The sequence below is a fragment of the Salegentibacter tibetensis genome, assembly GCF_020164485.1.
GTDB lineage: Bacteria > Bacteroidota > Bacteroidia > Flavobacteriales > Flavobacteriaceae > Salegentibacter > Salegentibacter tibetensis.
Genome location: NZ_JAIQZA010000054.1, coordinates 1 through 14,306, shown reverse-complemented (window position 1 = coordinate 14,306; position 14,306 = coordinate 1). Strand labels below are relative to the sequence as shown.

At 38.4% G+C, this 14,306-nt stretch carries 11 protein-coding genes; 5 read left to right on the top strand and 6 right to left on the bottom strand.

Translation table 11 applies throughout. The annotated features are described in order from the left end of the window. Together LB467_RS17850 and LB467_RS17845 are read left to right on the top strand one after the other, a co-directional pair. The coding region (locus LB467_RS17850; RefSeq protein WP_224475419.1) for a phage integrase SAM-like domain-containing protein at nucleotides 1–532 on the top strand (532 nt) is incomplete at its 5' end. A 50-nt stretch (nucleotides 533–582) separates the two neighbouring features. Beyond that, complete coding sequence (locus LB467_RS17845) at nucleotides 583–1,038, top strand: site-specific integrase (protein ID WP_224475418.1); 456 nt, start codon at nucleotides 583–585, stop codon at nucleotides 1,036–1,038. A 186-nt stretch (nucleotides 1,039–1,224) separates the two neighbouring features. Here LB467_RS17845 and LB467_RS17840 read toward each other — a convergent pair whose 3' ends face one another. The 5 genes from LB467_RS17840 to LB467_RS17820 all read right to left on the bottom strand — a co-directional run bounded on the left by LB467_RS17840 (nucleotide 1,225) and on the right by LB467_RS17820 (nucleotide 8,946). Continuing rightward, entirely contained in the window at nucleotides 1,225–2,046 is an 822-nt protein-coding gene (locus tag LB467_RS17840) for a metallophosphoesterase family protein (RefSeq protein WP_224475417.1), read from the bottom strand. Then, on the bottom strand, nucleotides 2,031–3,383 hold the full coding sequence (locus LB467_RS17835) for an SLC5/6 family protein (protein ID WP_224475415.1): 1,353 nt from the start codon (nucleotides 3,381–3,383) through the stop codon (nucleotides 2,031–2,033). Before LB467_RS17835 ends, LB467_RS17840 begins: the two co-directional genes overlap by 16 nt. 42 nt (nucleotides 3,384–3,425) lie before the next feature. Further along, the gene (locus tag LB467_RS17830; RefSeq protein WP_224475414.1) at nucleotides 3,426–4,871 is read right to left on the bottom strand and encodes a SusD/RagB family nutrient-binding outer membrane lipoprotein; all 1,446 of its coding nucleotides are present in this window, start codon (nucleotides 4,869–4,871) and stop codon (nucleotides 3,426–3,428) included. 125 nt (nucleotides 4,872–4,996) lie between these two features. Continuing rightward, on the bottom strand, nucleotides 4,997–8,212 hold the full coding sequence (locus tag LB467_RS17825; RefSeq protein WP_224475412.1) for a SusC/RagA family TonB-linked outer membrane protein: 3,216 nt from the start codon (nucleotides 8,210–8,212) through the stop codon (nucleotides 4,997–4,999). Between the two features lie 47 nt (nucleotides 8,213–8,259). After that, nucleotides 8,260–8,946, bottom strand: a complete 687-nt coding sequence (locus LB467_RS17820) for a TIGR04282 family arsenosugar biosynthesis glycosyltransferase (RefSeq protein ID WP_224475411.1) — start codon at nucleotides 8,944–8,946, stop codon at nucleotides 8,260–8,262. Between the two features lie 211 nt (nucleotides 8,947–9,157). Between LB467_RS17820 and LB467_RS17815 the strand changes: the two genes are divergently transcribed. The 3 genes from LB467_RS17815 to LB467_RS17805 are packed head-to-tail and all read left to right on the top strand — an operon-like array spanning nucleotide 9,158 to nucleotide 11,099. Next, nucleotides 9,158–9,718: a YceI family protein gene (locus LB467_RS17815; RefSeq protein ID WP_224475410.1), complete on the top strand. Its 561-nt coding sequence runs from the start codon at nucleotides 9,158–9,160 to the stop codon at nucleotides 9,716–9,718. Beyond that, on the top strand, nucleotides 9,711–10,601 hold the full coding sequence (locus tag LB467_RS17810; protein WP_224475409.1) for a DUF5777 family beta-barrel protein: 891 nt from the start codon (nucleotides 9,711–9,713) through the stop codon (nucleotides 10,599–10,601). Before LB467_RS17815 ends, LB467_RS17810 begins: the two co-directional genes overlap by 8 nt. Nucleotides 10,602–10,640: 39 nt before the next feature. Continuing rightward, on the top strand, nucleotides 10,641–11,099 hold the full coding sequence (locus tag LB467_RS17805) for a QcrA and Rieske domain-containing protein (protein ID WP_224475407.1): 459 nt from the start codon (nucleotides 10,641–10,643) through the stop codon (nucleotides 11,097–11,099). Between the two features lie 947 nt (nucleotides 11,100–12,046). On the opposite strand, the gene ltrA is transcribed toward LB467_RS17805, so the two are convergent. Next, nucleotides 12,047–13,234, bottom strand: a complete 1,188-nt coding sequence (gene ltrA / locus LB467_RS17800; RefSeq protein ID WP_224475421.1) for a group II intron reverse transcriptase/maturase — start codon at nucleotides 13,232–13,234, stop codon at nucleotides 12,047–12,049. Between the last annotated feature and the right edge of the window lie 1,072 nt (nucleotides 13,235–14,306).

Sequence of the window (14,306 nt, the reverse complement as noted above, 5' to 3'; positions counted from 1 at the left end):
ACTTATTGGTAACAGTTCTGAAAGCCGGGTAATCAATAAAAAAATTGATGAAACCAAGGTGCAGCTCTATAAAACCCAGGACAGTCTTTTAAAAGAAGGACTGCTGATAACGGCACAGACGGTCAAAACTAGATTTCTGGGGAGTGATCAGCAACATTATACGCTAATCTATTTGATCAAATATCACAAAGAGAAAATGGGTAAGGTTTTAAAGTATGGGACTATAAAAAACTATACTACTACGGAAAACTACCTCAAAGATTTTTTAAAAGCCCAGTATCATACTTCGGATATTTATTTAAAACAGATTGATTACCAGTTTACCCTGGGATTTGAAAGCTTTTTAAGGGGCTTGCCCAGCCTCCAAAATAATGGAGTCATGAAACATATGGAACGCTTTAAAAAATTGATGCGCCTTGCCGAAGATTTGGACTGGATTGAAAAGACCCCAACCAAAAGGTTTAAACTCCGATTTGACCAGGTGGATATGGTCTATCTATCTATCTATCCAAAGCAGCATTACAAAAAATAAAAAACAAAAAATTCAAAAGAGATACCCATAAAATCAACCGTGATATTTTCGTGTTCTGCTGTTATACTGGATTGCCATATGGCGATGTCAAGGAGCTAAAGAAAAAGCATATTCAAATTGGTGTGGATGGGAATAAATGGATTTACACCCGAAGGATAAAAACCAATACGATGCTCAGAATTCCATTGTTGGATGAAGCCGAACGTATCCTTGAAAAGTACCAGGACCATCCAAAGGTTTGTTCCAGTGATGTTTTACTTCCGGTCTATTCCAACCAGAAAACCAACCAGTACTTACGCGAAATCACTAAAGAGGTAAAGATAAATAAAGAACTTAGTTTCCACGCCGCTAGGCATACATTCGCAACAACGGTAACCTTAGCCAATGGTGTTCTATCTAAGCTTTTAGGACATACAAAATTATCGACTACTCAAATTTATGCTCGGGTGATTGATTCTAAGGTCTCTAGTGATCTTGATATTTTAAGGAAAAAGCTCAAAGATTAGGAGGCAGTGTGGCAGGATTAATTTGCCTCTCCCGTAATACCAATAAATTCAGTACTTCTCCCTTTTTTCTTTCCTCCAGGTAACCGAATAGGTAACTTTTAGGATGATTTATTATATTATACTAAAATAGGTACAAAATTATTGATTACAATCGTAAGACTATAAAGTATTTTAAATAAGAACGAATTATAAAAAATTCAAATTTCTCATTCTGGATTCATTAACGGGAAGAATCTCAGTATTGTCCCAAATTCCAGTTCTTAAAGTGCGCGCATATTCTTCAGGCAAGTAATTTTGTCTCATTAAACCACTGGCAAGTTTATGATGATACTTGAAGCTGTGATGTGCAACAAGGCCCGGTTGTTTGGCATCCAGTATAGCGTACCACACCTGTGGGCTGCCATTATTTGCGGGCATCCCTATCACTCCCGGATTGATCCAGGATCTACCACCCAGGTTATGGGTAAATGGAATCCCGCAATGACCTGCAATTATCACGTCACTACCGGTAGCATTAAAAGTTTCCTCTTTTTTAGCCCAGGGAGTAGATTTAAAAATAAATTCCGAAACATGATCAAAAGCTCCATGAACCACCGTGAACTTTTTGTTTGCGTAGATAAACTCAAGATGATCTGGCAAGGTTTTCATCCAGGCTGTGGCGTCTTTAGAAAGCTTGCTTTTTGCATAGGGATACCATAGCTGCGAAAAGTTATCGCAGCGGGAACCTTCCTTAAAATCACACCCACAATCTTCTTTTCCTTCAGCAAGTTGTATTTCAACATTTCCAGCAATGCTATGGGGATTCCATTTTCTAAAGAGATCTACGGTTTCCTGGGGTTGGGCGCAGTAGCCCACAATATCCCCAGTACAAATGCAATTGGAGGCAGGAATGCCTTCCTGTTCTGCAATTCTTTTAAGCTTTTCAAGCGCCTGCAAATTGCTGTAAACTCCTCCAAAGATGAGAATACGACCTTCCGGGGTTCCAATATTTTTTATTTTGTGATCCATTTAGGCAGCAAATATAAGACGATACAGCATAAGATTCCCCATGCGTTGATCCAAAGAAGATCGGCATACGGGCCAGAGGTTAAGATCAATGCCTTTGGAAAAAAACTGAAAACCAGCAGAAATCCGAACAACAGTCCGGTACAAACGCTAAGATAAAAACTAATTTTTGGGACCTTCAGCTTCCAAAAAATAAAAATAGGGGTGAGTCCAATAACCATAGTTCCGCTAACAGTGGTAGCAGATAGAATTTCAGCATCCAAAAAAACCGGAATAGTGCCTAAAATGGCAATTATCACCATAGAGATCCTTCCGAAATTCAAATTACTTCCCATTTTTAAATCTACAGATAAAAGCTTGGAGAAAGAAGAAAAAGTAGAATCTAAGGTAGATGCAGCAGAGGTGATCATAATGAAATTAATCACCAACAAAATGATTACACCAAAAGCTTTTCCTACTTCTACGGCTGCCTGTCCCTGCATCCCTTGCTGCTCAGCAAAAACGCCAATAAAACTAAAAAGCACTATACACAGGCCGCCAAATATACTTGCTAATAAAAAACTTTTTAAGGTGGTTTTTGGTTTGCTTATAAATCCGCGATCGGTTAATACGGGATCGTGAAAGGGATAGCTAAAAGATTGGATCATCGCCGCAAAAAGCAAGTTTAATCCGGTGGCCATGGTCCAGCTACCGGAGGTGGCAACTTCTTTTACGCTTATCTCGCCAACATTAAAAATTTTCCAGAGGATCACACACAACAGCACCGCAAAAAGTCCCATTTGAATCACATCTGTAAAAATGGAGCTGCTTAAACCACCCTTTAAAGCATAAGCAAGGGTTAAAATGGTAAAAACAATTATTGCCCAGTAATAGCCGGAAGACCCGGTGTCGCCAAAGTATGTTCCTATAACCATGGTATTTGACCAGACTTCATTGAAAAGCCGGATACTAATGAGTATAGAAAACATAGCAACCGCTCCTCTTCCAAATTTAGATATGAGGAATTGATGGATGCTTTTAAAACCTCCGGTCACCCGCATTTTGTAGATCACAAACCCGGCTATTGCAAAAGAGAGATAATAGCCTGCATAAGCTACACCTCCCACAATCCCAAATTCGAGTCCAAGGTTTGCTGCATTTGTAATGCTTTTGGCAAAAATCCAGGATATGATAAGACTTCCTGTAAGCATCCCTGCGTTAGGTGCTTTATTGTGGAAAGAAGCCTTAAAAAACTCACTATTGGTTTTGGCTAAAGGTGAGAGAATAAATAGGACTATACTGGAAACCAGCAGTAACCACCATTGCCAGTAAATGATCTCAACATTTAATATTTCTAACAAAACTGCCGTGGATTAAAATTTATAATTATGGTCATCCTTAAATTAATTTTCATCCCACCAAACCGGCGAATCAATGCTGTTGCCATCGGTTGCCGCTGCTGACTCCTGGTAATTTTGTGAATTTAAGGCCGCTTCCTCGGTTGGATAAGGCAATCTTACAGGAATTATATTGTTATTAAGGCTTGCTGAAATGTTCTTCAAATTAGGAAAGCCAGTCCTTCTCCATTCTATCCAACCTTCATATCCATTGGTCATTCCTGCAATCCATTTTTGAGTGATAATCCGTTTTAATTTGTCATTCCCATTGCCATCGTAAGCAGCCTGGGATTGCAAATAATTCTCAGGCAGTGTAGAATTCCAATATTCAAATGCCTGTGTTACCCCACGTTCATAAAGCATTTTTGCATCTGCAGCAATAAAACCTTTTTCAGCAGCTTCTGCCAGTAAAAAAGAGATTTCCCAAGCGGTTAGGAAATTGGCATCCAGCATTCCGGAATCTTCCCTAAAGATCCTTCCGGCATAAGAAAAATCAGCGGGTGAAATAGAAGTCTGGGAAGCATCAATCCCGTTAATGAGGCCGTTATATTCTTCAGGATTATTTCCCGTAGGCCTAAACAAGATCATTCCCCTCGGGTCGTTGAGAGTTTCAAGGATTTCATCAATAGTTTCAGACATCACAAAATTATTAAAATCTCCGGCTCTCAACCTCGCCATTCTAAAGTTGTTGGGCTCCCCATCGGTAAAATCAAAAGCTGCATTTTCAGAATTCTGCTGAATAAAATTCCCTTCAGTATAAATTTGCTGAAGCTCTGTAGAAACATCCATTTTAGCCGAGATTCGCATCAGACTTTTGATCTTCAAAGAATTTGCAAATTTTAACCATTTTTCGAGATTTCCGTTGAATAGTATATCTCCTTCCAGTCCTATAGCCCCCTGGTAATTTTCAATAGCCGAAATCCCTTTATCGAAATTATGCAGGATTCCGCCTTCAGCTAAATAAATATCTTCCTGGGCGTCGTAAGCCGGAGTTGTAGTGACTTCCTTCCCTTTAAAAGCTTCAAAATAGGGAACATCTCCATAAAGATCAGTTAAAGTACTTGTCATGTAGGCTTTCAGTATTAATGCCGGACCTTCATAAATTTTGAAAGCTTCAGCTTCTCTGGACAAGGAAAGAATAATCTCATTATCTCTCAAATTAGTGTACAACACCGGCCAGGGATTCCCACCAAGCTGCGGAGATTTTAAAGCGTGCCTGTCAAAAAGGTTAAAATCCAGGGCTGTCAAGTGTTGGCCCAGTAAGTTTCCGGCAGCAAAACCTTCATAAGACATTTCTTCACCATAATCGTAAATCACTTGCCTTAACAACAGGCTTGGCTGCACCTGCAGTGGCGCATTGGGATTGGTATTTATCTCTTCAAAATCACTGGTGCAGGAAAACAGTCCCATCGAGAACAAAATTCCTGTTATAATTATAATTTTTAGTCTCATCTGTTAATATTTATTGTCTTCTATAGGTCAAATGTAACTTCCATAAGTCATTCTGCTGTGTAAGAAATTTTATTCTCATGGTTGTTTCATTTTCAAAAAACCTTAGGTGTTTTGAGTTTTTTTGCTTAAAAATTGATGCCGGCTTTAAAGCCAATACTTCGGGTGCTGGCGTAAGACATATCTTCTACTCCACCTACAAGCCCATTTCTTTGCACGGCAAGTTGTTCAGGATCAAAATGCGGGATTTCACTTAAGGCCAATAAATTTCTGCCAACCAGAGACAGGTTAATAGTTGCTCCTTCTTTCATAAAACCCAAAGTACCGTCTTTTAAATTGAAGGTGTAACCCAGCGCTACCTGCCTTAATTTTAGATAGGAGGCATCATAAACGTTATTTTCTTCGTGGTTACGGTCATAAAATTGGCGATAAAACGATTCTGGAGTTACTGCTGTGGTATTTTGCTGAAATTGCGGATTTTGTGCTGTACCTACATTTACAACCCCATCAGCAATGATCCCTTCCTCAGGCCTGAATGCTGTTTCTTTTAATTGACCCCCAACGGCTGCAAGTGCCAGAGTTCTGGAAACCAAAATTCCTCCCTGTCTCCAGTCAAATAAAAAGCTGAAATTCCAGTCTTTGTAAGTAAGCTGATTGTTGAAGCCCAGCATAAAATCGGGATTATAATTTCCAAGTTTTTGCAAATCATTGTTGGCAATATATCTACCGGCCGAGTTAAGTATAAAATCTCCATTTTCATTTTTTAAGTATCCTGTTCCATAAAGATCCCCAATTCTGCCACCTTCTTCCACCTGAAGCCACACCGTTTGATTGGGATTATCATAAATTCTGTTATAGCCAAGGGTCAATCTTCCGGCTTCCTGAGGAAGTTCAATTACTTCGGAAACATTTCGGCTGAAATTAAAGGTACTGCTCCACCTGAAATTTGTATTTATTACCGGAGTGATCCCAGCGATAATTTCAATTCCCTGAGATCTTACTTTCCCGGCATTCACCACTTTTTGAGTGTACCCGGAAGAGATTCCAATGGGTAAAGAAAGAATTTGATCTTCGGTCAATGCATTATAAAAAGTAACGTCAAAATTCAGCCGGTCCCTAAAAAAGCGAATATCGGCTCCCACCTCATATGAAGTAGTCCTCTCCGGCCTTAAATTAGGGTTTGAAATAGTGTTTTGATCGCTAAAGGTAGGTTGTGAAAGGAAAGGGGTTTGAGAGACAAAAGCCCCTGTAGTTTGGTAAGGATTTGTATCATTCCCCACCTGCGCCCAACTTGCCCTAAGCTGTGCAAACGAAACTGCTTGAGGAAGCTGCACCACATTTGACAAAATAAAACTTGAGGACACCGAAGGGTAAAAGAAAGAGGTGTTCTCCACAGAAAATGGCGTTGCCAGTGCACTTGACCAGTCATTTCTTCCAGTTATATCAAAATAAAGGAAGTTTTTATAGCCAAATTTTGCAATTCCATAAAAACTATTAATTCTTTTCTGAGATTCAAATTGAAAAACTTCAATTGGAGAAGCGGCATTATTGAGTTTAAAGACTCCGGGTTGTGCTAAAGATGTGGTTTGAGATTGCGAGGTCGTTGCCTTTTGGTCTAACCTGTTTCCACCAAGGGAAATATCTACTGTAAAATTCTCAAAATAATTGTTGTAATTTAATAAAAAGTCGGTGTTGATCTCCCTGAAAAATACTTCATGTTCTCCGTAAGCCCCATTTACAAACCTGTTTGAGCTGAAGGCTCTTTTAAATCGGCGATTTTCAGAAGAATAATCCATCCCGGTGCGAACCGAAAGGCTGAAATACTGGTTGATTTCCTGTTTGATTGATAGGTTTCCAAATACTCTATCGCGATTAAAGGAATTGGTATTTTCAAACAATGTAAAATAAGGGTTGTCAAAAAATGTATAGTTATAAGAATACTGCTGAATTCCCTCTAGTCCCGGCTGCCAATAATCCTTAAGATTTTCAATATTAAGAGAGCGCGGTCCCCAGGCTACTATGGAATAATTTAAATTTTCAGATCCATAACCGCTTGACGGGCGGTTGTCACTTTGAGAATTTACATAGTTAATAGTAGAGTTTATACTTAATCCATTTACAGGTTTAAAATTCATTTTTGCAGCTACAGTTTGCCGGTCAAGATTCACCCCGGGAATAATGGATTCACTTCGAAGATCTGTAAATGAAAGACGGTAATTGCCTTTTTCAAAACCTGAAGAAACAGCAACATTATTAATAGTTGTAATTCCGGTTTCATAGAAGTTCTTCAAATTATTCGGATGTGAATTAAACGGAGTAGCAGTAATAGGCAACCCCCCGTGAACCGAAGTATCACCGCCTCGAACCACTCTACCATTTGGTAAAGTTACCGGGCTGTCAAATTGAGGGATAAGAATACCTTGATCTAAACGTGGACCCCAGCTATAGGTTATAAGATCATTTACACCGCCACCCAAGCCATCTTTAAATTCAAACAAACCTGAATTTCCTTGTCCAAACTCATTTTGAAATTGCGGAAGCTGGAAAGCAGTATCCACAAAAAGACTGGTATTAATACTTATTCCCATTCCTTCGGTTTCACTACCGTTTTTAGTTTCAATAATAATCACCCCGTTGGAAGCACGGGTTCCGTAAAGTGCTGCAGCACTTGGGCCTTTTAATACCGAAACAGAGGCAATATCATCGGGATTCACTTCCATAGCACCATTCCCAAAATCCACTTCCTGAAAACCTGCTGCTGCCTCAGAAGTATTTGCAAAAACAGTATTATTATTTATTGGAATTCCATCGACAATAAACAACGGATTGTTATTTAAAAATGAAGCTTCGCCCCTTATAGTAATTTTGGAAGTAGAACCAACCCCGGTTGCACCTTGAGTAATATTAACGCCGGCAAGTTTTCCGCTTAGGTTATCCAGAAAATTAACCGATTTAACTTCAGAAATATCATTGGGTTTAATGCTTTGCACCGCATACCCAAGCTCCCTGGTATCACGCTCTACTCCAAGTGCTGTAATCACTACTTCGTTTAGCCCGGTAGCAGCATCAAAAAGGCTTATGTTTACAGTGCTTTGGCCATCTATTACTACTGTTTGGGTTTGGTAACCCAGAGAAGAGAATTCCAGGACGCCCTCTATAGTGGGTAAATTAATTTGGTAAAAGCCCTCTTCATTGGAGGTAGTTCCTATAGAGGAATTTATCAGAATCACATTTACAAAGGGAATTCCTGCTCCTGATTCATCCAGAATTTTTCCAGATACCTGATTTTGAGCAAAACCAGCTGCGGCCAGGCAAAATGCCAGGCACATGAATATAATTTTCATTTGGAGTAAATTAATAATGTATTTAGGTAGAATCAAAGCTTCTTAGGCTATAAAAGATGAAAAACAGGAGAACCTTTATTGTGAAATGATAATTTTATACGTTTGTATCGTAGTGTATTAAGCCTAATAGCAACCTTCTTTTTTAGCTGAAGTATTACTAAGATTATATATTTAAGTTCTACACTAATTGTGCGGAAAACATTTAAAACCTGATTGACGTCTTCGAGCTGGTCTATATCTTTTAAAGGCTGAAGTTTATATATTTTAACTTTAAAATTTTGTATTAATAAATGGGATATAGCCCCTGAAATTTTTGAAGTTTGCCATGGTAAATGTAAAAAGGAGACTGGATTAAAATGAGACTTATGGATCCCCATAAGGTAAAACCCTCCATCTTGTGATGGTCCCAAAACAAACTTTTGCTGTTTTAAAAGCTCATAAGATTGTATAAGATGATTTTTATTTAGTTGAGGAGTGTCATTTCCAATGGTGATAATGTTTTCATAACCATAATCAAATACCTGTTCTATGGCATTGGTAAAACGCTCTCCAAAGTTAGAACCCTGTTGCTCTTTCTCGGTAAAATGGAAATACGGTAAACCCGATTTTCGTACTGTGTCAAGGGTATGTTTATTAAGCACCCCAAATAATTTAAGGCCATTTGGGATAGCTTTTTGAAGCTGCTCTTCCTTTGAAGAATTTGCAAATATTAGAATCGCAGTATTTATGATCATTAGAGGGGTATGCTAAATTTTGTAAAAAAACTTTGTTTAAAATATACCTTAGTACTTACGTAATAAAGGTTAAATTGGTTTGATTACTATCACCTATATTTTAAAGGAATAAATTCAGATTTATTAATTTTTTATACAAATAAAACCAAAGCTATCTCAGATTACGTATACTTTATAGTTTTATTTTTTTTAAGAATTGATTTAAATTATTATGAAACATTTAAATATTATGTTTTTGGTACTGCTCTCGCTTTTTATAAGTCCAAAAATTCTTGCCCAGGAAATTTATCAAACCAACCAAGTAATAACAACATTTTTTTCTACAACGCCTATAGAGGACATTAAAGCAGTTTCTAACAGTGGTGCATCCATTTTAAATACCGAAACAGGGGAGATTTTATTCCAAATTAGAACAAGAAGTTTTCAATTTAGAAAAGCTTTAATGCAGGAACATTTTAATGAGAATTATCTAGAAAGTGAAAAACACCCATTTTCCTCATTTAAAGGCAGAATCCTCGACAAGATAAATTTTGGAAAAGACGGGGAATATCAAGTGAAATGTTCAGGGAATTTAATTATTCATGGGGTAGGGAGAAAAAGGGAAATTCTATTGACCATACAAGTCAAAAATGGACAAATTAGCATAAAAAGTCAATTTGACGTTGCATGCAAGGATCATGATATAAAAATACCCAAAATATTATGGGAGAATATAGCCGAGGTTATTTCGGTTGAAGTAAATGTTAACTATCAAAAATTAACAAATGAATAAATTTTTCTTCTGTTTATTATTAATTTCTACTTTCAGTGTTTGTGCCCAGGATATGGACTCAATAATGCAGAACCTGGATTCTGGTGCTGAAAGGGAATTTGTTCAAGCCACTTTTAAAAGTCCGCGCCTAGTTTTACTGCAAACCAACGAAACTCAAAACAAAGGGGATTTGGCATTTTGGATTGGACATAGATTTGGTGATATAGGCGGGGAGTTTGGAGGCTCCCACACCTTATTCGGTTTAGATGTGGCCACAGATCTTTATATTGGGTTTGATTATGGAATTACCGACCGAATGACCATAGGGGTGGGGAGAAGCAAATTTAATGAATCTTATAATTTGCTTGCAAAATACAAACTTTTAAGGCAGCACGAATTTATGCCTGTTTCAGTAACACTTTTTGGCCAAAGCAACTGGATTACACGAAAGGCATTCAACAATAATGAATTTCCTAGTCAAAATGATAGGACTTCTCATTTTTTTCAAGCTACTGTCGCCAAAAAATTTTCCCCTTCATTTTCTTTGATGCTAAGTCCCGGTTATTTGTTTAGGGCACAACCCCAAGACCCACAAGAGATGCAAAACCTTTTTTCAGTTGGTATTGGAGGAAGGTTAAAAATTTATAAAAGATTTTCACTTATCGCAGATTATACTTTGGTAAACGGGCTTGGAAGATCAAAGGATTTGAATACTGAATACTACAACCCCCTGGGAATAGGGCTTGAAATTGAAACAGGTGGCCATGTTTTTAGCCTAAACTTTCAAAACTCCTCCTATATTATTGAAAACAATTTTATCCCAAACACCCAAAAATCCTGGGAGGATGGTGGGGTAAGATTTGGTTTTGCCATATCACGAAATTTTAACTTGGCAGGTAGGTAGCCAAGATATTAAAAGAATATTAATTAAAATGATAACATTATGAAACGTGTTCAATTTATTAAATCAGTGGGAAAAGGAGTTGTTTTTGTATGTGCGGGCTCCTGTATGATGTCAGCTTGTAGCACCAGTGATGATGAGGCCCCAATAAATGGAAACAATAACCCGCCACCTACTTCCGGTACCAGGGTATCTGTAAATTTATCCTCAATACCCAATGTAGGGGATCAAACCACTAAAAGCAGGATTTTGTTTATAAGGGTTGGTGCTGGAAACTCCAGTAGCGACTTTATTGCAACGGAGGCTATTTGTCCTCATCAAGGTGGGAATTTGGCGTGGATTAACAATGAAGAAATCATTGAATGCCAATTGCATTTTGCGCAATATGAACCTGATGGTGATGTAATCCGAGGCCCCCAAAATTCGTCTGGAAACACAAGAGACCTTCAAATTTATTCCACTACAATTGCAAATGGAGAAATAACTGCAACAGTTGCCTAAACTATTATTTCGGTATTAAAAACAGTGGGTGATATTGAAATTATACCAGGGACTAATAAAAAATCGTGTATAAATCACTGCTTGACTGGTTATATCAATCCCACGAAAGAATCAAGTTAAAAAAATTGAAGTGTCTATTAAACGGTCTAATACAGCAAAAGAGCTCGGAGCTTCACCATAATTACAATCCTTTTAATAATGCAAAGCGCTGCCAATTATAGGTGAATACTTTTGTTTATAATTTTATCAATGGTAGCATGATACCTGAGCTGATCGGGTTTCTTACATTTTATGTAGCGGCATTCAATGATTTTTTTTAAAGAGGATATACAATTATTAGAAGTTTATTCAATAGTCCTATGTACGACGAATTGACACTTTTTTCAAAATATGGTCCGTTGGCGATTGTAAAACTAAATGGAAATGGGGGTTTAAGGTAATTATTGGGTTATTTTATTGCTCCCTCAAAAATAAAATGCTAATAGATAAATCAAACAAAATAACATCCGAGGTTTCTATATTATGATGCGCATCCATTAAGCGAGAATCTTCAGTGGTTTAAATGCTTCGATCAAGCGAGGTTTAGTTCAGTTCAACCTGGAAATTTTACTTTCAATCGGAATTTAAAATTGGAAAACGATCCGGATATAAAAAGTAAATCAATTTAAAATCATATCAATCAATGATCATGAAATTGATAATGACTTTTTGAAATCTCATTTTTAATCGCACTTATTGTTTTTCGATTTTTTATGAAAATCGCCTAGATGAAATAGGGTTTTGATAATTGCAATTAAATTTGAATAGCTAACCCTATTTGTTTGATTAGGTAAATGAAAAATGAAAGGGGGAATTGTCGAGTAGGTAAAGGGGAATCTTACCCCTAAACCTCTCACAGAACCGGACGTGAACCTCTCTCATACGGCTCTTCTTGATCAAAACATGCTTTAAGGCCTCAAACTGGGATGTTTCCAGTGCTCGAAGAGCATTGGATAATATTTTGAGAGGCGTCGAAGATACTTCCTCGAGGCAACCCATGGTTTGCGGTGATACCTGCGATATTTATTACGCAGCCATTTGGCAAGTCTTCGGTGGAACGCTGAATAGAGCATACACATCCCAGATAGTCTAAACTTTCCATAATACCTGATCCAACCCATGATTTTGGAGTTGACCAGTCCGGCAATTTCTTCTATGGAAGATTGTGTCCGTTTATGGAGGTTTAACCGGAAGAGTTCTTCGTTAATCCGACTGATACTCTTCTGACTCATCGAAGGTGTAAAGCCTAAGAACAGCTTTCCACCTTTGCGGACTATTCTAGGCTTAAAGGTATGGCCTAAAAAGTCAAAACTTTGATAGGCTACCTTTCCCTGTGGACGCTTCTTTTGATTGCGCCGACAATAGACCACCCGGGTCTTGTCCGGATGGAGTTCCAGCTTGCACTGTGACAGGCGTTTTCTGATGTCGTTTAAGACCTTATGCGCCTGCTTCTGTTGATAGCAATGGATTACAATATCATCAGCATAACGCTCAAAAGTTAGCTTGGGATAATGACGCTCGAACCGTTTATCAAAAGCAATATCCATAAAGATGTTGGCCAGTACGGGACTAATCACCCCTCCTTGTGGCGTACCTTTACCTTTTGGATGGTGTAATGATCCATCCACCTTTTGAACTGAGGCTTTCAACCAGCGTTCCACATACAATAGGATATACTTTTCTTTGGTGTGGTGACTTACGGCCTTCAGTAATAATTCATGGTTGATGTTATCATAAAAACCTTTGATGTCCAGATCAATTACCCAACTATAGCGGAAACAATGTTTCCGGCATTGAGCAATCGCATCATGGGCTGATTTATTAGGTCGGTATCCAAAGCTATTTGGACTAAAGCCTTTCTCTACCAACGATTCCAATTCCGTGGCTACAACCTGCTGGGCTACCCGGTCGATAACCGTAGGTATGCCCAGGGGTCGCATCTTACCTTTCCCTTTAGGGATCAGAACTTCTTTGACCGGCTTTGGAAAATAACTTCCACTGGCCATTCGGTTCCATAGTGGATAAAGATACTTCCGAGGGTTGTTTGCTACTTCCTGTATCATCAGCCCATCACACCGGGGCTGCCCCGGTTCGATCTTACCTTCTTAAAAGCCTTCTGAACCTGTGACTTTTTAATAGGTAATGTTTTGTGTTCTTCATTAAAGATCATCCTTAAAAATTTAAGTTGTCATACAATAAATAAACATTTCAAGTGAAGCCCTTCACTAACCAAAGTTTATTGCTTTGGGTCTCTGGAGCTTTACGCTACTACGGCTTCATCCGTCCCAGAAATACAGTATCGCTACTTTCCGGCTTTCCTGTCCTTAGGTTTTCGCCGTTTTCACTTAATTCACCTGTATTCTGGTTCTCCTTTTCCTTAATTGCGCCCAGATAAGGGTCTTGCCTTCTATATGCCGGATGTCGTGCAACCAGTAACCAGGTTCACCGTTGCACCTGTATCTCTTGGAGCTGCTCCTCCTCGATTTGGACATCATAAAGGTTATTTTCGACATGTCTATAAAGGTTCACTTGCGTTCAACTCCACTTATCCACACCTGCTGCCTGTAATTCTAAAGAATACGAACAGTACACTTGTCGCTCAGCACCCAACCCGTTAAAGTGAGCACCACAAGCCGGTTTGAACAATCTGCCTGGACAACTTGTTCGGTAGTCCAATCCTCCATGGAAATAGTGGCTGTGAGTCCTCTGATATTACGTTCTATAAAACTTATCAGCTCGTTACTGTTTCTGCCATGAAGGCTACCATCGCAATTAAAGTTACGTTATCCGTTTTCAAAGAACGTTATTCAACATTCGTGCTCCCCGGATAACTAAGGACGCACAGCAAGAGGATGACACGCAGAGCGATGTCATTCGATTCCCCAGATATGTAAATTATTGTTTTTAAGTCTTTTACAAATTATGAAAATAGGAAATATATCCACCCCTATGGATATACCCTGCTGGAAAGGTCTATAAAACCAAGAGTGATGTAGCCAGTATGCATTAAAATAGTATCCATTAAGGCAAATTCAAGACTTTAACTAAACCACTCTGCACTCAAAGTGCAGAGGTTTTTTTACTAGGGACTGAAAGTCCCCAAGCTATTCCAATATGAAATTGGAGTTATCACTCGAATCTCGACGATGGTGCTCCAAATATTCATTA

What these genes read in the sequence shown, in the direction of transcription:
- LB467_RS17815 (WP_224475410.1), top strand. Translation starts at nt 9,158, where the DNA reads ATGAAACATTTAAATATTATGTTTTTGGTACTGCTCTCGCTTTTTATA.
- LB467_RS17840 (WP_224475417.1), bottom strand. Translation starts at nt 2,046, where the DNA reads ATGGATCACAAAATAAAAAATATTGGAACCCCGGAAGGTCGTATTCTC.
- LB467_RS17825 (WP_224475412.1), bottom strand. Translation starts at nt 8,212, where the DNA reads ATGAAAATTATATTCATGTGCCTGGCATTTTGCCTGGCCGCAGCTGGT.
- LB467_RS17820 (WP_224475411.1), bottom strand. Translation starts at nt 8,946, where the DNA reads ATGATCATAAATACTGCGATTCTAATATTTGCAAATTCTTCAAAGGAA.
- LB467_RS17830 (WP_224475414.1), bottom strand. Translation starts at nt 4,871, where the DNA reads ATGAGACTAAAAATTATAATTATAACAGGAATTTTGTTCTCGATGGGA.
- LB467_RS17805 (WP_224475407.1), top strand. Translation starts at nt 10,641, where the DNA reads ATGAAACGTGTTCAATTTATTAAATCAGTGGGAAAAGGAGTTGTTTTT.
- LB467_RS17810 (WP_224475409.1), top strand. Translation starts at nt 9,711, where the DNA reads ATGAATAAATTTTTCTTCTGTTTATTATTAATTTCTACTTTCAGTGTT.